Here is a 19,989-nt window from a genome sequence, read left to right as displayed (position 1 = left end):
TCGGTCGTCGTGTCGGTGTTCGTCGCGTCTGTGGTCATCTCCCCGCTCCCACAAGGTCGTTGTCGGGCGCCGTGTCGTCGAGTCCCAACAGCAGCCGTAGCACCGGCAGTACGGCGTCGGCGCGCCCGGTGTCCGCGTCGGCGCCGAACCCCGGTGTCCCGCCGCCCTGTCCCCGCCCCGGTGGCCGCTCCCCCGGCCCACGGCGCACCAGTTCGCCGATCGTCCTGCGCACCCCCGGCTCGTACGCCGAGAACGTCCGCCGCAGCAGCGGCAGCACGTCCGTGAACGCCTCCGCCGGTACCCCGGTCAGCCAGGCGTCGACCAGACCGAGCAGCCGTTCGTCGTGCACGAGCAGCATGCCGCCCCCGCCGCCGCCTCCGACGAACCCCTCGATCCAGGCGGCCGCGTCCGCCGGCGGGGTCCCCGGGGACAGCACCAGCCCCATCAGCCGGGCCGCTTCCTCCGCATCCAGCTCCCCCTCGTCCAGCAGGATCCGCACGGCCCGCCCGCGGAGCACCCCGGGCACGGTGTCCCGCCCGGACAACGTGCGCAGCACGGCCCGCCAGCGGCGGCGGAGGTCACCGCGGCCCGGGCCGGCCCCCGCCGCGCTTCCGGCCGGCGCCGACCCGCTCCCGGTATCGCCGAGCAGCCCCACCGCCGTGTGCACCGCGTCGACATGGCCCCGCATCTCCTGTGCCGCGTCCGCGTCGAGGGCGGCGCAGGCCGGCGGGAGCCCGACGAAGACCCGTTCGGCGAGGCCCGCGGCGACCTCGGCGAGCGCCCGGACGTCGGTGCCCCGGACATCGCCGTAGCGCAGGGAGCGGACCAGGGCGGGCAGGGCCTCGGCGAGCCGGCCGACGTCCGTGTCGAGGGCGGCCCGGTCGGCGAGCGCCCCCATCACCACCGGCAGTGCGTCCGACAGCCCGGCCAGCAGGCAGAGTTCGGCGAGCGCGGTGACCTCGGCGAGCGCGCTCGCGCCCACCGCGTCGGCCTCGGCCCTGGCCGTCGCCGCGCCGGCTACGGTCGTCCCCCACACCCCGGCCTCGGCCACCCGCACCGACAGCTCCGGCTCCCAGCACAGCCGCCAGGTCTCCCGGAACGTGCCCGTACTCCCCCGCGACCGCACCTGCTCCCCCCACCCGACGCCGAGCAGCCGCAGCCGGTGCAGCAGCCGGCTGCGCCCGGCGTCGGTCTCCTTGCGCAGGTCGAGATCGAGTTCCCGCTCGAGCGCCTCCGGCTTGAGCCGGAGCCTGCGCTGCTCCCGCACCAGGTCCCGCTGCAACGGCACCGCGGGCGCCGCCTCCGGCACCTCCCCCAGCACGTCCCCGACCACCAGCCGGTCCTGCACCAGCGCCAGCGGGACGTCGGAGCCCTCGCACAGCACCGCCCGCACCGCGTCGGTCGTCTCGCCCAGGCCGGGCAGCGGGCGGCCGCGCATCACCGCCAGGGTCTCGGCCAGCCGCACCGCCTCGATGACATGGGCCGAGGAGACGATCCGGTCCTCCTCGCGCAGCAGTCCGGCCACCTTGGTGAGCCACCGTTCGACGGGCCGGTCCGGAGCGCTGAACAGGTGGCCGTACCAGCCCGGGGAGTCGATGCCCGCGCCGTACCCGCTCGTCCGGGCCAGCCGGCGGTTGGTCCACGGCACCCAGGTCATGTCCGTCCTGATCCTGGGCAGTCCCTTCAGCAGCACCCGGTCGGCGGCCACGGAGCTCTTCGCGCGCAGCGCCGGCACATGCCAGGCTCCGCACACCACGGCGACCTCGTCACCGAACTCCCGCTGTGCCGCCCGTAGCCGGATCCGCATGTGGGCCTCCCGCACGGGGTCGCGGTCCCGGCCCTCGGCCCCGTACGTCTCCCGCAGCGCCGTCATCGCCTCCTCCACCGCGGCGAACGGCGCGAACACGTCCCGTTCCCCGGTGCCGCCGCGGTGCTCGACGACGTCCTCCCACCAGCGCTCGGGATCGTCGTGACCGGCGGCCTCGGCCAGGGCGCCGAGGGGGTCGACGCGCATCCGCCGCCCGGTGCCGGGCTCGGCGCCGGCGGCCGCGGGCCTCTCCTCTGTCTCTTCCTCCTCCGCCTTCCGCCACGCCAGCGTGTGCGTGGCCGGCAGGTCGATGAAGCGGGCCGGGACCTCGTGCTCCAGGGCCCAGCGGACGGCCACCCATTCGGGACTGAAGTCGGCGAACGGCCAGAACGCCGAGCAGCCGGGCTCGTCCACCGCGTGCGCGAGGAGCGCGACCGGTGGCCGCATCTCCGGGTCGGCGGCCAGCGGGATCAGCGCGTCCGCCTCGGGCGGCCCCTCGATCAGCACCGCCTTCGGCCGGGCGGCCTCCAGGGCGGCCCGCACCGCCCGCGCCGAGCCGGGCCCGTGGTGCCGGACCCCCAGGAGCAGCGGTCCCGGCCGCCGTGCGCTGTCGCTCACACGCTCACCTCGCGGCAGGCACGGTAGAAGTCCTTCCAGCCGTCACGTTCCCGGACGACCGTCTCCAGGTACTCCTGCCAGACGACCCGGTCGGCCGCCGGGTCGCGGACGACCGCGCCGAGGATGCCGGCCGCGACGTCCCCCGCGCGCAGCACGCCGTCTCCGAAGTGGGCGGCCAGAGCGAGGCCATGGGTGACGACGGAGATCGCCTCGGCCGTGGAGAGCGTGCCGCTGGGCGACTTCAGCTTGGTACGGCCGTCGGCGGTGACGCCGTCGCGCAGCTCGCGGAAGACGGTGACGACGCGGCGGATCTCCTCGATGCCGTCGGGCGCGGCCGGCAGCCGCAGGGAGCGGCCGAGCTGGTCGACGCGGCGCGCGACGATGTCGACCTCGGCGTCCGGACTCTCCGGTAGTGGCAGCACCACGGTGTTGAAACGACGGCGCAGGGCACTGGAGAGGTCGTTGACCCCCCGGTCGCGGTCGTTGGCGGTGGCGATCAGGTTGAAGCCGCGGACCGCCTGCACCTCCTGGCCGAGCTCCGGGATCGGCAGGGTCTTCTCGGACAGGATCGTGATCAGCGTGTCCTGGACGTCGGCCGGGATCCGGGTCAGCTCCTCGACTCTCGCCGTCATGCCCTCCGCCATGGCCCGCATGACCGGGCTGGGCACCAGGGCGTCCCGGCTCGGGCCGTGGGCCAGCAGCCGCGCGTAGTTCCAGCCGTAGCGGATGGCCTCCTCGGGGGTGCCGGCCGTGCCCTGCACGAGCAGGGTCGAGTCACCGCTGACGGCGGCGGCCAGGTGCTCGGAGACCCAGGTCTTGGCGGTGCCGGGTACGCCGAGCAGGAGCAGGGCACGGTCGGTGGCGAGGGTGGTGACGGCGACCTCGACGATACGGCGCGGACCGATGTACTTCGGTGTGATCACCGTGCCGTCCGGCAGTACGCCGCCGAGCAGGTAGGTGGCGACCGCCCACGGCGACAGCTTCCAGCGGGCCGGGCGCGGCCGGTCGTCCTGCGCGGCCAGCGCCGCGAGTTCGGCGGCGAAGGCCTGCTCGGCGTGCGGTCGCAGCGCGCCTTCGACGGTCGTCGGGTCGGTCGGTTCCACGGACACAGTCATGGCTGAGGCCCCCTCCAGCTCGGCCGGTTCGGATCTGGTGTCCACCGTGCACCACGCCACTGACAATCGCTCTGACCTGCACAGACGCTCTCGCCGGGGCGATTGTCAGTGGGGGGATCTACCTTCGATGGCATGACTCAGCAGGGGGTGCGCTGGAGTGCGGACCAGGTGCTGGCCCTGGCGCCTGACACCGCGTCACGCAAGGCGGGAAGCAAGCTCGGAGCGGCGGGGCCGTGGTCCGGGGCGGGGAGTTGCGAGGAGGGGGCGGTATGGGGACTGTGCAAGGGCAGCGGCAGCAAGCCGTACCAGACCGTCGTCGACCTGGCGGATCCGGCGGGGGCCGCCTGCAAGTGCACGTGTCCGAGCCGGAAGTTCCCGTGCAAGCACGCCCTCGGACTGCTCCTGCTGTGGGCGGGCGGGGACGACGCGGTGCCGACGGTGGCGCGGCCGCCGGACTGGGCCGAGCAGTGGCTCGCGGGCAGACGCAAGCGCGCGGAGAACAAACGCCCCGCGGACGCCGGGGGTTCCGCGCCCCCCGCTGATCCCGAGGCGGCCCGGCGGCGGGCCGAGAAGCGGGCCGAGCGGGTCACGGCGGGCGCGACGGAGCTGGAGCAGCGCCTGTACGACCTGCTGCGCGGCGGCCTGGCCGCGGCCGAGCAGGCCGGATACGGGCTGTGGGAGGAGACGGCGGCCCGCATGGTCGACGCCCAGGCTCCCGGACTGGCGGCCAGGGTCCGCGAGTTGGGGGCGATACCGGCCTCCGGTCCGGGCTGGCCGGTGCGGCTCCTTGAGGAGTGCGCGCTGCTGCACCTCCTCGATCAGGGCTGGCTGCGCCGCGACCGGCTCCCGTCGGAGCTAGCGGCCACGGTCCGCTCCCGGGTCGGCCTGCCCGCCACGGCGGACGGTCCGCCGGTGCGTGACCGCTGGCTGGTCCTCGCCCAGTACGACACGGTGGACGCGAAGCTGACGACCCGCCGGATCTGGTTGCACGGCACGGACTCGGGCCGCACGGCGCTGCTCCTCTCCTACGGCGCGGCCGGCCGTGCTCCCGAACTGGCGCTGCCGGTCGGCCTCGCCCTGGAGGCGGAGCTGGCCGCGTACCCGGGGGCGGGTCAGCACCGGGCAGCGCTGGGCGAGCGATTCTCGGCGCCCGCACCCCTGTCGGCACGGCCCCCCGGTGTGCCCACGGCGCGGGCGGCGGCCCGCTACGGAGAGGCACTGCGCGAGGACCCCTGGCTGGAGTCGGTGCCGGTGACGCTGGACCGGGTCGTCCCCGTCCCGGACGGCGACTCCTGGCAACTCGCCGACGCCGAGTACGAATCGGCACTGCCGCTCGCCCCCGCCGCTCGCTCGCGCCCCGGTCTGTGGCGGCTGGTCGCGCTCTCCGGCGGCGCCCCGGTCACGGTCTTCGGCGAGTGCGGCCACCGCGGCTTCACACCGCTGACCGCCTGGCCGGAGGGAGCCGGCGAGGCGGTTCCGCTGTGCTGACCCCGCCACCGGCCGAGACGGCCCGACCGACCACCGGCCAAGACAGCCCGACCGACCACCCGCCGGGACAGTCCGACCGACCACCGGCCAAGACAGCCCGACCGACGACGGGCCGGGACAGCTCACGGAAAGCGCCGGTACCCGGACGCGGACCCGAGCGCCGCAATCCACCGATGCCCCGCCCGGCTCACCCGGATACGAGAAGGGACACCCCCGTGACCGACTGGGAGGACCTCGTCACCACGGCACTGCTGGGCACGGACCGGCGGCCGCCCACGGCCGGCGGTCCCGGCCGGGAAGCCCCGGCGGCCCTGCTGGACGAGGCAGCCGTGGCGACGGTACGGCGCCGGGCCGGCCTGTGTCCGGCACCGCCCGCGCAGCGCCCCGAACCGGCCCCCGAGGACCGGCGCCCGGCGCTCCCGGCCGCCGCGGCGCGCAGACTGGCGATGCTGCTCGCCGACCGGCCCGGCGCGGGGACCGGCGGCCGCCGGGGTACCTCGCCGGACCTCGTGGAGCTGCTGCCGCAGTGGCTCGCGGCGGCCGACGCGCGCGGGTTCGCGGCGCCCCCCGAGACCCTGCCGGCGCTGCTGGACGCGGCCCGGGGCCGTACCGACCTGCGGCCCGCCGTGCTGGCCTTCGCCGGACCGCGCGCGCTCTGGCTGGCGCGGCTCAACCAGGACTGGCGGTTCGCGCTGCGCGCCGCACCGGGCGGTGGCGCGGCCCTGCCCGACCCCGAGGACGGCGACGCGGTACGACGGTTGTGGCAGGAGGGACTGTTCGCCGAGCGGGTCGCGCTGCTGGCGACGCTGCGCGCCCGTACGCCCGAGGCGGCACGCGAGCTGCTGGCGGACACCTGGGCGACGGAGCGGGCCGAGGACCGGCTGATGTTCCTCGACTCGCTGCGCACGGGACTGGCCGCCGCCGACGAGGCGTTCCTGGAGCAGGCCCTGTCGGACCGGAGCCGTAACGTGCGGACCACGGCGGCGGAGCTGTTGTCCGCACTGCCCGGCTCGGCACTGGCCGGCCGGATGGCGGTACGGGCCGGGGCGTGTGTGGCGGTCGACCACACCGGGGGCGGACCGGTGCTCGTGGTGGAGGCGCCGCCGGAGTGCGATCCGGGGATGGAGCGCGACGGGGTGGTGGCCAGACCGCCGGCCGGGCGCGGCGAACGGTCCTGGTGGCTCGGGCAGTTGGTGGAGGCGGCCCCGCTCGCCCGCTGGTCGGCACGGCTCGGCGGCCGTACGCCCCAGGAGGTCGTGGCGCTGCCGGTGGCGGACGGCTGGCAGGGCGAGTTGCACGCCGCCTGGTGCCGGGCCGCGGTACGGCAGCGGGACGCCGAGTGGGCGCGAGCCCTGCTCGGGGCACCGGCCGCGCCGGAGGCGGGCGGTCCCGGTGCGGTGTCCCTGGCCGAGCGGGCCAAGCTGCTGGGCACGCTGACGGGGGCGGAACGGGCCGACTGGGTGGCCGGGTTCATCGCGGCGCACGGTCTCTCGGAGGCGTTCCAGCTGCTCGGCATGTGCGCCGTACCGTGGCCCGCGCCGCTCGGCCGGGCCGTGGTGGACGCCCTCAACATCGCCCGTGACGCTGGGAGTTACCCCTGGAGCTTCAGCGGGGTGATGGGTCTGGCCGAACGCTGCCTCGACCCGGCGGAAGCCGGCCGGCTGGACGCGCTACTGGCGATCCCGGACGAACGGGAGGACGCGGCGCCGGGTGCCGGCGGCTACTGGGCGGAGGCCTTCCAGCGCCTGGTGACGACCCTCAGACTGAGAGCGACGATGCTGAGCGAACTCGACGGTCCGCGTTGAGCTACGGGAGAATGAGCGTCCCGGGAAGGACGCCGGGGGCGCGGCCCAGGACCGGGGGCGGAACTACGCGACCAGCCACAACATCGCACCGAACCACGCGCCGCACTCCCCCGCCCCCGCCGGCCCCCTTCCCGCACCCCGGTTCGCCGGCCCCCCGTGACCGCGGAACTACGCCTCGGTCGGCTGCCGGACGTTCTCCCGGACCCACTCCACGATCGACGCCATGGTCGCGCCCGGCGTGAAGATCGCGGCGACGCCCTTCTCCTTGAGGGGGGCGATGTCGTCCTCGGGGATGATCCCGCCGCCGAACACGAGGATGTCCTCCGCGTCACGCTGCCTGAGCAGTTCGAGGACCGCGGCGAACAGGGTGTTGTGGGCGCCGGACAGGATGGAGAGGCCGATCGCGTCGGCGTCCTCCTGGATGGCCGTGTCGACGATCTGCTCCGGCGTCTGGTGGAGCCCGGTGTAGATGACCTCCATACCCGCGTCGCGCAGCGCCCGCGCGATGACCTTGGCGCCGCGGTCGTGGCCGTCGAGCCCCGGTTTGGCCACCACCACGCGGATCGGACCGGCTGCCACACCCATCACTGCCTCCATGACCGTCAAACGAACGCGCCGACATCCACCCGTACCGAGAAGTACCGCACATTCGGCGCGTTCCGCCACCCGTCTCAAGTGAACGAACGTTATCTCCAGCATCCCGCAACCGGCAGTTTCGCGGAGGTTACCGAGGGGGAAATCACACACAGTGGGACACGTCAGGGAGCCGCAGCGTGGTCCGCGGGGGCGACAGGGGCATGCGATGCGGCCTGCCGTCGTACCCTCACGGCCGTCACTCGGCCTCCCACAAGGGCACACGGGGGACGGAGCCGCCCTCCGCGTGCCGACAGGAGGTCGGCCGATGAAGGTCACCGGGGTGATCGAACCCTTTCTCCCGCTCTGCCGCCGCCTCCTGCCGGGCAGACTCGCCGGACTGTCGCTGGCCCTCCTGAAGTCGACCGCCCTGGAAGCCGCGATCCTCGCCGGGCATCTGCTGCTCTATCCGACCGGCCTCACCCCGGAGCGCCGCCCGCCGGCACCCGGCGTGCCCGCGGCGGAACCCGTCGGCACCGACCGGCTGCCGGTCCGGGCGGCGCCGCCGGTCGTGCTGCTGCACGGCTTCATCGACAACCGCTCGGTCTTCGTCCTGCTGCGCCGCGCCCTCGCCCAGCACGGCGGCCAGCGCGTCGAGTCGCTCAACTACTCGCCCCTGACCTGCGACATCCGCACCGCCGCCGAGCTGCTCGGCCGGCACATAGAGGAGATCTGCGAGCGCACCGGCAGCCGCCGCGTCGACATCGTCGGACACAGCCTCGGCGGGCTGATCGCGCGCTACTACGTCCAGTGCCTCGGGGGCGACCTGCGCGTCCGCACGCTGGTGACGCTCGGCACCCCGCACTCCGGCACTCGCGTCGCGCCACTCGCCGACGCGCACCCGATCGTGCGCCAGATGCGTCCCGGTTCCGAGGTGATCGAGGAGCTGACCCGCCCGGCGCCCGGCTGCCGTACCCGGTTCGTGAGCTTCTGGAGCGACCTCGACTCGCTGATGGAGCCGGTGGAGACGGCCCGTGTCGAGCACCCGGACCTCATCGCGGAGAACGTGCGCGTGACCGGGATCGGCCACCTCGCCCTGCCGGTCCACCCGGCGGTCGCGACCGGCATACGCCAGGCCCTCGACGAGGCGCACCCGGAGGAGCGGATACCCGGCGGGCTGACGGTGGCGTGAGGGCGACGGCGTGAAGGCGACGGCGTGAAGGCGATGGCGTGAGGGCAATGGCGTGAGGGCAATCCGGACAGCGGGAGCATTCGGCTCGCTTCGGGCGCACAACGGGCGCCGGGCGCAACCGAATCAGGGCCGCTGAACCGGCGCCAATCTCGAACACTCCTCGAACACAAAGCCAAACCCGCGCCCGCCGTCCCCCGAAACACGGCCGAATGCCCGTTTCCCGAAACCGCGAAACCTGTTGAAGATTGTCGCGCCCGCATACCGCCGGGTACAGTCGCCGCACTGCTCTGGCAGCCCCTGTTGTCGAGGCGAAAGAGAAGTTGGTGAACGACCGTCACCCGTCGGGGACCTTGACCACCCCGGCTCCGGCTTCCGACGCCGGCCCGGCGCACTACGCGTCATACGGCACCCAGGAAGCCCAGTACGGCGAATTCACCACGTACGGCGACCAGTCCGCTACCGGTGCCCCCTTCCACAGCGACCCGTTGTTCGGCAGTCTTCCCGGCCAGAGCCAGGCCACCGGCACGTACGACGCCACGCAGTGGCAGACGGTCGGCGACCAGACGCTCAACTACGACGCGTACGCCGCCCAGCACCATGCCGCATACGACTCCGGCGCCTACGACAGCACCGCCTGGACCGTTCCCGCGCAGGGAGTGCCGCAGGGAACGCAGGGCGCGGTCGCCGACACCAGCGGCCACTGGGACGCCAGCGCCTGGCTCCAGCCCGACCAGTCGGCCATGGCCGGCGCCACCCAGCAGTGGGAGTGGGGCACCCAGGCCTTCGACACGGGCGCGTACGACGCCACGCAGTGGAACTCCGACGGCACCCCGGCGCAGGCCGCCGAGCCGGAGCACGAACCGCAGGCCACCGGCTCCTTCGAGCAGCTTCCCTACGAGGAGGCGTCGTACGAGTCCTATGAGGACAACGCGTACGAGGACAACGCGTACGAGGAGAGCCCGTACGAGGAGGTTCCCGCCGCCGAGGGGGAGCTGTCGGCCACGGGTGAGCTACCTGAAGTAACGCCACTGCTGGAGGACCAGGAAGAGGTCACTCCGGCGCCGACCGCGACACGCGCCGGCTCGCGTGCGGGAGCGCGTTCCCGCCGTCGTACGCCCCCGAAGCGGTCCGCCCTGCTGACCATCGCCGTGCCCTCGGCCTGCGTGATGGGGGTCGCCGGGATCGCGGCCGCCTCCGTCGGGAGCCTGACCGACGACGGCAAGGACACGACGGCCTCGGCCTCCGACGCGCAGTCGGTGAAACCGTCCGCCGCCAACAGCAAGCTCGACGCCCAGCTCAGGACCCTCTCGGCGGGCGCCGACGACTTCGCCGACCGGGCCAGCCGGACCCAGGAGCGCATCGACCTCAAGGCCCAGCAGGAGGCCGAGAAGAAGAAGGCGGCGGCGGAGGCGGCCCGCAAGGAGCGACTGCGCCCCAAGTACGTTCTCCCGGTCACGCAGCGGGGGCTCAGTGCCTACTTCGGCCAGGCCGGCGTCAACTGGATGTCCGTCCACACCGGCATCGACTTCCCCGTCTCCTACGGCACCACGGTGATGGCCGCGACCGACGGCGTCGTCTCCACCAAGTGGAACAGCGCGTACGGCAACATGCTGATCGTCACCGCGAAGGACGGCACGGAGACGTGGTACTGCCACCTCTCCTCGTACCGTGTCGCCTCCGGAACGACCGTGAAGGCCGGCGACCCGGTCGCGTACTCCGGCAACTCCGGCAACTCGACCGGCCCGCACCTGCACTTCGAGGTCCGGCCGGCGGGCGGTGCCGCCATAGACCCGCTGCCGTGGCTGCGCAGCCACGGACTTGATCCCACCTGATCACCCGACCCGACGAGCCCCCGCCGACGGCGGGGGCTCTCGCGTCTACAGCTTCTCCACCGGCGCGTACCGCAGCAGCAGGCGCTTCGGCTTGGTGTCGCCGAAGTCGATCGTGGCCTCCGCGTTCCCGCCGGTGCCCTTCACCGCGACGACCGTGCCGAGGCCGAACTGGTCGTGGGTGACGCGGTCGCCGACGGCCAGCGAGACCACCGGCTTCTCCGCGGTCCGCCGGGTGGCGAAGCCCGAGGCGCCCGACGCCGAGGAGCGCGAGCGGGTCGAGGAGAGCGAGGCGGCCACGCCCGACACGGGTCCGGACGACACCGGCGCCATCGCCCCGGTCCGCTTCCACTCCAGGAAGGCGCCCGGGATCTCCTCCAGGAAGCGCGAGGGCGGGTTGTACGACGGCTGGCCCCAGGCGCTGCGCATCGACGACCGGGTGAGGTACAGCCGCTCCCGCGCGCGCGTGATGCCGACGTACGCGAGGCGCCGTTCCTCCTCCAGCTCCTTGGCCTGGCCGAGGGCGCGCATGTGCGGGAAGACGCCGTCCTCCATGCCGGTCAGGAAGACCACCGGGAACTCGAGGCCCTTGGCGGTGTGCAGGGTCATCAGGGTGATGACACCGTCGCCGTTCTCGTCGTCGTCGGGGATCTGGTCGGAGTCGGCGACCAGGGCGACGCGCTCCAGGAAGTCGGCGAGGCCGCCCGCCGCCTCGCCTTCCTCGGACTCCTGCTCGAACTCCAGGGCCACGGAGGCGAGTTCCTGAAGGTTCTCGATACGGGTCTCGTCCTGCGGGTCCGTCGAGTTCTGCAACTCGGCCAGGTACCCGGTGCGTTCGTAGATCGCCTCCAGGACCGTGGCCGGTCCGGCACCGGACTCCACGACCGTACGGAGTTCCTCCATCAGCGTGTTGAACCGCTTGACCGCGTTCGTCGACCGCGCGGCCATGCCGTACGCCTCGTCGACGCGCCTGAGCGCCTGCGGGAAGCTGATCTTCTCGCGCTGGGCGAGGGCGTCGATCATCGCCTCCGCGCGGTCGCCGATACCGCGCTTGGGCACGTTCAGGATCCGGCGCAGCGGGACGGAGTCCTCCGGGTTGGCCAGCACCCGCAGATAGGCGAGGACGTCCCGGACCTCCTTGCGCTCGTAGAAGCGGACGCCGCCGACGACCTTGTACGGCAGGCCGACGCGGATGAAGATCTCCTCGAAGACCCGGGACTGCGCGTTGGTCCGGTAGAAGACGGCGACATCGCCCGCCTTGGCCTCGCCCGCGTCCGTCAGACGGTCTATCTCCTCGGCGACGAACTGGGCCTCGTCATGCTCGGTGTCGGCGACGTAGCCGGTGATCTGCGCGCCCGCGCCCGCGTTGGTCCACAGGTTCTTGGGGCGGCGGGACTCGTTGCGCTCGATGACCGCGTTGGCGGCGGAGAGGATCGTCTGCGTGGAGCGGTAGTTCTGCTCCAGCAGGATCGTCGTCGCGTTCGGGTAGTCCTCCTCGAACTGGAGGATGTTGCGGATCGTCGCGCCCCGGAAGGCGTAGATCGACTGGTCGGCGTCACCGACGACGCACAGCTCGGCGGGGGGCAGGTCGTGCTCGCCGGGCGGGGTGTCCTCGTCGTGCGTACCGGTCCCGACCAGCTCGCGCACCAGCGCGTACTGGGCGTGGTTGGTGTCCTGGTACTCGTCGACCAGGACGTGCCGGAAGCGGCGGCGGTAGTGCTCGGCGACGTCCGGGAAGGCGCGCAGCAGGTTGACCGTCGTCATGATCAGGTCGTCGAAGTCGAGGGCGTTCGCCTCGCGCAGCCGCGACTGGTACATGGCGTAGGCCTGGGCGAGGGTCTTCTCGAAGCCGTCGCTCGCGCGGGCGGCGAAGTCCTCCTCGTCGACCAGTTCGTTCTTCAGGTTGCTGATCTGGGCACTGAAGGACTTCGGCGGGTACCGCTTGGGGTCGAGGTCCAGGTCGCGGCAGACCAGGGCCATCAGGCGCTTGGAGTCGGCCGCGTCGTAGATCGAGAAGGAGGAGGTGAAGCCGAGCTTCTTGCTCTCCCTGCGGAGGATCCGCACGCACGCGCTGTGGAAGGTCATCACCCACATCGCGTTCGCGCGCGGGCCGACGAGCTGCTCGACGCGCTCCTTCATCTCGCCCGCGGCCTTGTTCGTGAAGGTGATCGCGAGGATCTGGCCCGGGTGCACCCCGCGCTCGCCCAGCAGGTGGGCGATGCGGTGGGTGAGCACCCGCGTCTTGCCGGAACCGGCGCCGGCCACGATGAGCAGCGGGGAACCGGCGTGCACCACGGCCGCCCGCTGGTTCTCGTTCAGCCCCTCCAGGAGCGCGGCCGCGTCCAGGGCCGGGCGGGCGGCGCCGTCGCGGTAGTAGGCGTCCCGGTCCGGGGGCACGTCGAACCGCCCGCCGAACAGGTCGTCCGGAACCGGCTCCGGTCCGTGCTCGTCCTCGGGCGGCGGCGGGGGTTCCTCCTCGTGGCCGCGCGGGGGCTGGAGGCTCGCCAGGAAGCTGTCGTCAAAGAGGCTGCTCATCGCTCTCCGAGTCTAGGGCGCGCCACCGACAACCGGTCCCCGCCCCGGAAACTCGCCCCCGCCACCGGCGGAACCCGTCCCGTCACGTTCGGTGATTCCGGGCAAGGCGCCGCACATCGCGACGAACCGGGCGTGTGACATGAGTCGCAACACTCAGGTCACGAAAATGTATCGGGCATATCGCACATCAACCTTCACACGGAGCACACGAGTTGGCTAGCGTGCCGGGCAGGCCGCACGACCTCACCGGCGAACGTCGCCGGGCCGCGCGGCCCCCGCCGAGTCCGGGGCGCCGCCGCGCATCCGGAGCCGGGGACCCACACCGACCTTGGGGTGAATCGGTCCCGCTGCCCCTCCGGGGGACGCACCGTAGGGCAACCCTTCCGAACCACCCGCCCGAACCCGACAGCTAACTCGGTAGGCGGAGCACTGGAAGGAGTCGCCTCCGTTGGCGTCGCACCGGAAGTCCCGCCCCTCCGCAACGCGCGTAGCAGGCATACGCACCCCCGCCCTGGCCACCGCCGCCCTCACCTCCGTGGCCCTGCTCTCCCAGACGGCCAACGCGGCGCCCTCCGAGGACGGCAGGCCGACCCTGGAGGAGGTGGAGAAGAAGGTCGACGACCTCTACCGGCAGGCGGAGTCGGCGACCGAGAAGTACGACGCGGCCAAGGAGAAGACCGGCAAGCAGCGCAAGCGCGTCGACTCCATGCTCGACGACGTGGCCAGGCGCACGGACCGGCTGAACAAGGCACGCGAGGAACTGGGGTCGTTCGCCGCCGCGCAGTACCGGACCGGGACCGAGGTCCCCCAGACGGCGACCTTCCTGCTCGCGAACGACCCGCAGGACTACTTCGACCAGTCGCAGCTGATGAACCGGCTGGCCTCGCGCCAGAAGGACGCGGTCGACGACTACGTCACCCAGCAGTCGGCGACCATGAGGAAGCGGCAGGAGGCCGCCCAGAACCTCGAGTCGCTGACCGAGACACAGGACGACCTGAAGACCGCCAAGGCCACCGTCCAGACGAAACTGGCCTCCGCGCGGCAGCTGCTGTCGCAGCTGTCGGCCGAGGAGAAGGCGCGGCTCGCGCAGATCGAGAAGAAGAAGCAGGAGGAGGCGGCCCGCAAGGCGGCGGAACTCGCGAGGCAGCAGGCGGCGGCCGCAGCCGAACAGGACACCTCGTCGACGTCGTCCTCCAGCGGCTCCACGTCGTCGTCATCGTCCTCTTCCTCCTCGTCGTCCTCCTCCGGCTCCGCGTACGCCACGAAGGCCGCCAAGGCGATCGCCTTCGCCCGGGCGCAGATCGGCAAACCGTACGTCTGGGGTGCGACCGGTCCCGGCTCCTACGACTGCTCCGGCCTGTCCCAGGCCGCCTGGAAGGCCGCGGGCGTCTCCCTGCCGCGCACCACCTACGACCAGGTGAACGCCGGCACGACCGTCTCCCTCGCCGACGCCCAGCCGGGCGACCTGGTCTTCTTCTACGACGACGTCAGCCACGTCGGCATCTACATCGGGAACGGCATGATGATCCACGCCCCCAAGCCCGGCGCGTACGTCCGGGAGGAGTCGATCTACTACGGCGGCGAGTCGATCATCCACAGCGTGGTGCGACCGGCCTGAGCCCCCCTCCCACGCCCGCGCGTATTTCGCGGGCCACGCGCGCGTGGCCCGCTCGCACGGCGCCCTGTGCTCCTTAGCATCGGCACCATGTCCGGCATCTCACCCGTCCGCGCCTGGTGGGCGCAGCGTCCGCCGGCGGCCGGAGCCGCCGTGATGGCCACCGGCATCGTCTCGGTGGGACTGCGTCAGGCGGGGGCGGAGACCCTGTCCCGGATCGCTCTGGTGCTGGCCTGCGTGGCCTGGGTGGGGCTGGCCGCGAACTTCGTCCTGCGGCTGACCCTGGACCGTCCGCGGTGGCTGACGGAGGCGCGGACACCGGGCGCGCTGACCGCGGTGGCCGCCACGACCGTGCTGGGGACGCGGTTCTCGCTGCTCGGCCGGCAGACCCTCGCCGAGGCGCTGCTGGCGCTGGCGGTGGTGCTGTGGCCGCCGTTGCTCGTCCTCGTCGTACGGCACTGGAAGGCGCGCATGCCCGGTGCGGTGTTCCTGGGATGTGTGGCCACCGAGGGGCTCGCCGTGCTCGGCGCGACGCTGGCGACGGCCCTGAGCACGGCGTGGCTCGCGCACCTGGCGCTCGTGCTGTTCTGGCTCGGGCTGGCCCTGTACGGCCTCGCGGTGCCCCATTTCGTGTGGCGGCAGGTCGTCGAGGGGCCCGGCGACCAGTGGGTGGCCGGCGGCGCGCTCGCGATCTCCGCGCTGGCCGGGGCGAAGCTGCTGGCCGCCGACAGCGCGCGGCTGTACCTGTGGAACGACGACGACCGCGGCGTCCTGCGGACGGTCTCGGTCGCGCTGCTGATCCTGGACCTGGCCTGGTACGTCGTGCTGCTGGCCGCGGAGGTGGCCAGGCCCCGGCTGCGCTACGACGTGCGGCGCTGGGCGACGGTGTTCCCGATGGGGATGACGGCGGCGGCGACGCTGTCGGTCGCGGCCGTCTGCGTGCCGTGGCTGGACGGGCTGGGCCGGGTGCTGGTGTGGGTCTCGGTGGCGGCGTGGCTCGCGGTGGCCGCCGGGGCGGTGCTGACGACCCGAGCGGCCCTCGGGAAGGCGTCCTGAGGAGGGTGGTCGGCGGAGTGGTCGGGGGAGTCGCCGGCGCCGTGGCAGGCGGAGTGGTCGGCGAGGATCACGTCCACAGGACGGCGATGAAGACGTTCACCATGGTCAGCGCGCCCACCAGCGCGAAGGCGCCCTTCTCCACCTTCTCCTCGTCGCGTTTCACGTAGACGAGCCCGAGGATCACGATCAGCAGGGCGAGTTTCACGCCGATCTTGACGGTGTTGACGTGGTGGCCGTCGGCCTCGTTGAGGCCGACCAGGATCACGCCGGTGGCGAGCATGGTGAACGCGCCGTGCAGCATCCCGGGGACGAACCGGGCCGTGCCCTGGCCCATCGCCTTCATCTGGGTGAGGAAGCCGCCGAGGAGCGCGGCGATGCCGATGATGTGCAGGCCGACGAAGAGATGGATGAGTACGTCCATGGCCCGGAGCCTAATCAGGGCCCACGAGAGCGCCGGGCACCGGCCCCTCCCTTCCGCGCGGTCGGACTCGCGGCTCCCGGTCGCCGCATATATGCACCCCATAGCACCCCCCGCGCTCCACCCGCCCCGGAAACGGCGCTTCGGTCATCCCGCCCCGTGAAGCCGACGGCTCCGGACCGGAACTCCGGCCATATACCGTCCGGTAACGATCCGGTCACGTCAATTCCGTGCATCGCGTTACCAGGACGACACAGTCGGGCCTAGCGTCCTCCCCCAGGTGACCGACTCCCCACCGCCGCCCGGGCCAGGGGCGGCAGTCGGACACCACCGCCGAAAGAGTCCGGCGGCGGCCCGCTCCCCTGTGCGGGCCGCCGCCGGACGCGCAATCCGCTCCCCCGCGGCCGTACGTGCGCTCCCCCTGGCGTTCGGACGGACGACCGGCGGTCGTACGAGAGGACGTGAACAGCCCAGGTGGCAGCGCACCGCAAGCCCCGGCAGAGCCCGCTCGGCGGTCATACGGCCCGCACGGCCGTCACCCTCGCCCTGGCGGGCGCGGCCACCGCGGCGGGCTTCGACGGGGTCGGACACGCGGAGCCGCAACTGACGCCCGCGCAGGTCAAGGCCAAGGTGGACCGGCTGTACCAGGAGGCCGAGACGGCCACCCAGAAGTACGACGGCGCGAAGGACAAAGCCGGTGCGGCCCAGCGACGGCTGAAGTCACTACAGGACGAGGCCGCCCGCCAGGAGGGGGAACTCAACTCCGCGCGGGACGCGCTCGGTGCGACGGCCGCCGCGCAGTACCGCGACGGTGGTATCGACCCGGCCTGGCAGCTGGCGCTGTCCAGCGATCCCGACCGGTACCTGGACGACGCCGCGTTCGCCGAACGGGTCGGCGACCGGCAGGCCGCCGCGGTGTCGCGGGTGCGCGGACAGCTGCGGGGGGTCGAGCAGTTGCACGACGCGGCGCGCGTCGAGCTGACGTCGCTGCGGTCCCGGCTGGCCGAGCTGAAGCGGCAGAAGACCACCATCAACGGCAAGCTCGACGAGGCCCGGCGGCTGCTGGACCGGCTGTCGCCCCAGCAGCGGGCGGCGGCGACGGCGGACGGCGCTGACGCCGGCGACGGCTCCGGCCCCGGCCCCGGCGGGACCGGTCGTGCCTCCCGCTCGGCCTCGGACGGCCGCGACACCCTCACCCCGGGCAGGGTCGCCGCCCCCGACGCCCGTGCCGCGGCCGCCGTCGCCTACGCCTACTCGAAACTCGGCAGCCCCTATGTGTGGGGGGCGACGGGCCCGGACGCCTTCGACTGCTCGGGCCTCGCCCAGGCCGCCTACCGCTCCGCCGGAGTCTCCATTCCCCGCACCACCTACGCGCAGATCAACGCCGGCCGCCGCGTCTCCCGCTCCGAACTCGAACCGGGCGACCTGGTGTTCTTCTACTCGGGCATCAGCCACGTCGGCATCTACATCGGCAACGGCCAGATGATCCACGCACCCAACCCGTCGGCCCCGGTGCGGATCGCCCCCGTCGACGAGATGCCCTTCGCGGGGGCCGCGCGGGTCGTCTGAGCGGCCCACGCGGCGGCCCGCGCCGGTGGTTCAGACCAGGCGGCGCGCCGTCGCCCAGCGGGTCAGCTCGTGCCGGTTGGACAGCTGCAACTTCCGCAGTACCGCTGAGACATGGGACTCGACGGTCTTCACGGAGATGAACAGCTGCTTGGCGATCTCCTTGTAGGCATAGCCGCGGGCGATGAGGCGCAGTACCTCGCGCTCGCGCTGGGTGAGGCGGTCGAGGTCCTCGTCGACCGGCGGGGCGTCGGTGGAAGCGAAGGCGTCCAGCACGAACCCGGCGAGGCGTGGGGAGAAGACGGCGTCGCCCTCCTGGACCCGGAAGATCGAGTCGACCAGGTCGGTGCCGGTGATCGTCTTGGTGACGTAGCCGCGGGCCCCGCCCCGGATCACCCCGATCACGTCCTCCGCCGCGTCCGACACGGACAGCGCGAGGAAGCGCACCGGCTGCTCGGCGTCCGCCGCCAACGGGGCGCACCGGCGCAGCACCTCGACCCCGCCGCCGCCCGGCAGGTGCACGTCGAGGAGGACCACCTCGGGCCGTGTCGCGGTGATCACCGAGACCGCCTGGTCGACGTCGGCGGCCTCGCCGACCACCTCGACGCCGGTCTGCTCGGTCTGGCCGATCTCCGCCTGGACACCCGTACGGAACATCCGGTGGTCGTCGACGAGCACCACCCGCACCCGGCGCCCGGACTTCTCCGTGCCTTCCGCCGGGCCGTTCGCCTCGGTCGCGTCGCTCATGACGTGTTCTCCGCCCTCTCCATCTCCAGCTCGACCTCCGTGCCGCCGCCCGGTACGGACCGCAGACGTGCCGTGCCCCCGTGGCGCTCCATCCGGCCGATGATCGATTCTCTGACACCCATGCGGTCGGCGGGTATCGAGTCGGGATCGAACCCCGGACCGCGGTCACGGACGGACACGAAGACCGTTCTGCCCTCGACCTCGGCGTAGACCTGGACGGCACCGCCCTCGCCACCGTACTTGGCGGCGTTGACCATCGCCTCGCGCGCGGCCTGCATCTGCGCGCCGGTCCGTTCGTCCAGCGGGCAGTCCCCGACCACCACGACCTCGATGGGTACGCCGTGCTTGTCCTCGACCTCGGCGGCGCTGCGCCGGACCGCGTCGGCGAGGGTGGCGGGTTCGTCGGCCTCCTCCTTGCCGGTGCCCTCGGGCTTGTACAGCCAGGTGCGCAGGTCGCGTTCCTGGGCGCGGGCGAGACGGCGCACCTCGCCGGCGTTCTCCGCGTTGCGCTGGATCAGGGTCAGCGTGTGCAGCACGGAGTCGTGGACGTGGGCGGCGACCTCGGCACGCTCCTGGGCGCGGATGCGCATCAGCCGTTCCTCGGAGAGGTCCTGGGTCATCCGCACCAGATACGGGCCGGCGAGCAGCGTGATGCCGACGACCACGGCGAGCGCGGCCTGGAGCACCGCGCCGATGTGCGCGGCCGAGCCCTGCATGACGAAGACGCCCGTGACACCGGCGGTGACGAGCAGGACGCCGAAGCCCGCCCGCAGCAGGCTGAGCGTCCGCCGCCGGCTGCCGACCTCGACCCAGCGGGCCCGGCGGGCGTTGTCCGCCTGGCGCCAGACCAGGGCGACACCGGCGGCGACCAGGACCGCGGGCAGGAGATAGGCCTTGGCGCCGCCGGTCAGGTTGATGCTGCCCACGAACACCAGGGACACGACGACCATCAGGAGCAGCGCGACGATCTGGCCCCGGTCCGGTTTGCGGGCGACGAGTCTGCGGCGGCCGTCCGCCGAGGTCTCGGTGGCGACCAGGGAGGGCGGCTTCTGACCGCCGACCCCGCCGACGCCGAGCGGCACGAAGAACCAGAACGCGGCGTACAGCAGCGCGCCGAGGCCGTTGGCCATGAACAGGCCGACGAAGACGAGCCGGACCCAGACGACGGGCAGCCCGAGGTGCCCGGCGAGGCCCCGCGCCACTCCGCCGAGCCAGCGGCCGTCGCTGCTGCGGTAGAGCTTGCGCGGCGGCCGCGGGTCGTCGAGGGGCACTGCTGCGGCTTCCGGCATGCCACCGATGTTCACACGCCCGCAGTCGCGGAGCATCAGGGTCGACCCCGGATACTCCCCTGATCTTCGGATTCCTCGCGGCTGCTCTTCGGATCCCCTCGCGGCTGTCTCCGGATCCCTCGCGGCTGATCTTCGGATCACCCCTCAGCCGATCTTCGGATTTCCCTACGGCTGATCTTCGGATTTTCCTGCGGCCGATCTTCAGATTGCCTCGCGGCGGCGCCCGTCCGCCAGGGCGGCTCGGGCCCTTCGAACGCTTCCCGGGCCGGTCTCGGGGCGGATTTCAGGGTTCTGCCAGGGTCGTCCCGACTGCCGTCGGGGCGGCGCGGCCGTCAC

At 73.0% G+C, this 19,989-nt stretch carries 14 protein-coding genes and 1 riboswitch; of the genes, 7 read left to right on the top strand and 7 right to left on the bottom strand.

Annotated features, from left to right (window positions below; genetic code table 11):
* Window positions 1-34: 34 nt before the first annotated feature.
* On the bottom strand, window positions 35-2,425 hold the full coding sequence (locus AAW13_RS18265; protein WP_046733146.1) for a DUF5682 family protein: 2,391 nt from the start codon (window positions 2,423-2,425) through the stop codon (window positions 35-37).
* Entirely contained in the window at window positions 2,422-3,540 is a 1,119-nt protein-coding gene (locus AAW13_RS18260; protein ID WP_046733145.1) for an ATP-binding protein, read from the bottom strand. Before AAW13_RS18260 ends, AAW13_RS18265 begins: the two co-directional genes overlap by 4 nt.
* 132 nt (window positions 3,541-3,672) lie before the next feature.
* On the opposite strand from AAW13_RS18260, the gene AAW13_RS18255 reads away from it, so the two are divergent.
* Both AAW13_RS18255 and AAW13_RS18250 read left to right on the top strand, forming a co-directional pair.
* The gene (locus tag AAW13_RS18255; protein ID WP_046733144.1) at window positions 3,673-5,028 is read left to right on the top strand and encodes an SWIM zinc finger family protein; all 1,356 of its coding nucleotides are present in this window, start codon (window positions 3,673-3,675) and stop codon (window positions 5,026-5,028) included.
* Window positions 5,029-5,201: 173 nt separating this feature from the next.
* Window positions 5,202-6,833 carry a DUF5691 domain-containing protein gene (locus AAW13_RS18250; RefSeq protein ID WP_046733143.1) on the top strand — a complete coding sequence of 544 codons (1,632 nt, stop codon included), beginning with the start codon at window positions 5,202-5,204 and terminating at the stop codon, window positions 6,831-6,833.
* Window positions 6,834-7,001: 168 nt separating this feature from the next.
* On the opposite strand, the gene AAW13_RS18245 is transcribed toward AAW13_RS18250, so the two are convergent.
* On the bottom strand, window positions 7,002-7,418 hold the full coding sequence (locus AAW13_RS18245) for a coenzyme B12-dependent isobutyryl CoA mutase small subunit (RefSeq protein ID WP_046733142.1): 417 nt from the start codon (window positions 7,416-7,418) through the stop codon (window positions 7,002-7,004).
* A 316-nt stretch (window positions 7,419-7,734) separates the two neighbouring features.
* On the opposite strand from AAW13_RS18245, the gene AAW13_RS18240 reads away from it, so the two are divergent.
* A complete protein-coding gene (locus AAW13_RS18240; protein ID WP_046733141.1) occupies window positions 7,735-8,598 on the top strand; it encodes an esterase/lipase family protein in 864 nt (287 codons plus the stop codon).
* A 323-nt stretch (window positions 8,599-8,921) separates the two neighbouring features.
* Window positions 8,922-10,430 carry a M23 family metallopeptidase gene (locus tag AAW13_RS18235; RefSeq protein ID WP_046733140.1) on the top strand — a complete coding sequence of 503 codons (1,509 nt, stop codon included), beginning with the start codon at window positions 8,922-8,924 and terminating at the stop codon, window positions 10,428-10,430.
* Window positions 10,431-10,475: 45 nt separating this feature from the next.
* Here AAW13_RS18235 and pcrA read toward each other — a convergent pair whose 3' ends face one another.
* Window positions 10,476-12,962 carry a DNA helicase PcrA gene (gene pcrA, locus AAW13_RS18230; protein WP_046733139.1) on the bottom strand — a complete coding sequence of 829 codons (2,487 nt, stop codon included), beginning with the start codon at window positions 12,960-12,962 and terminating at the stop codon, window positions 10,476-10,478.
* A 283-nt stretch (window positions 12,963-13,245) separates the two neighbouring features.
* Window positions 13,246-13,403, top strand: a riboswitch (cyclic di-AMP (ydaO/yuaA leader).
* A 7-nt stretch (window positions 13,404-13,410) separates the two neighbouring features.
* On the opposite strand from pcrA, the gene AAW13_RS18225 reads away from it, so the two are divergent.
* Window positions 13,411-14,580, top strand: a complete 1,170-nt coding sequence (locus AAW13_RS18225; protein ID WP_046733138.1) for a C40 family peptidase — start codon at window positions 13,411-13,413, stop codon at window positions 14,578-14,580.
* Between the two features lie 87 nt (window positions 14,581-14,667).
* On the top strand, window positions 14,668-15,633 hold the full coding sequence (locus tag AAW13_RS18220; RefSeq protein WP_046733137.1) for a tellurite resistance/C4-dicarboxylate transporter family protein: 966 nt from the start codon (window positions 14,668-14,670) through the stop codon (window positions 15,631-15,633).
* 67 nt (window positions 15,634-15,700) lie between these two features.
* Here the strand turns inward: AAW13_RS18220 and AAW13_RS18215 are convergent, their stop codons facing one another.
* On the bottom strand, window positions 15,701-16,054 hold the full coding sequence (locus AAW13_RS18215; RefSeq protein ID WP_046733136.1) for a hypothetical protein: 354 nt from the start codon (window positions 16,052-16,054) through the stop codon (window positions 15,701-15,703).
* A gap of 471 nt (window positions 16,055-16,525) precedes the next feature.
* Between AAW13_RS18215 and AAW13_RS18210 the strand changes: the two genes are divergently transcribed.
* Entirely contained in the window at window positions 16,526-17,620 is a 1,095-nt protein-coding gene (locus tag AAW13_RS18210) for a C40 family peptidase (RefSeq protein ID WP_046733135.1), read from the top strand.
* 30 nt (window positions 17,621-17,650) lie between these two features.
* Here the strand turns inward: AAW13_RS18210 and AAW13_RS18205 are convergent, their stop codons facing one another.
* Together AAW13_RS18205 and AAW13_RS18200 are read right to left on the bottom strand one after the other, a co-directional pair.
* The gene (locus AAW13_RS18205; RefSeq protein ID WP_046733134.1) at window positions 17,651-18,364 is read right to left on the bottom strand and encodes a LuxR C-terminal-related transcriptional regulator; all 714 of its coding nucleotides are present in this window, start codon (window positions 18,362-18,364) and stop codon (window positions 17,651-17,653) included.
* Complete coding sequence (locus AAW13_RS18200) at window positions 18,361-19,653, bottom strand: ATP-binding protein (protein WP_046733154.1); 1,293 nt, start codon at window positions 19,651-19,653, stop codon at window positions 18,361-18,363. The genes AAW13_RS18205 and AAW13_RS18200 overlap by 4 nt, the downstream gene beginning before the upstream one ends.
* Window positions 19,654-19,989 lie beyond the last annotated feature (336 nt).

The organism is Streptomyces humi (genome assembly GCF_001005085.2).
Classification (GTDB): domain Bacteria; phylum Actinomycetota; class Actinomycetes; order Streptomycetales; family Streptomycetaceae; genus Streptomyces; species Streptomyces humi.
The sequence above is the reverse complement of the archived record's forward strand: the minus strand, read 5'-3'. Positions and strand labels throughout refer to the sequence as shown.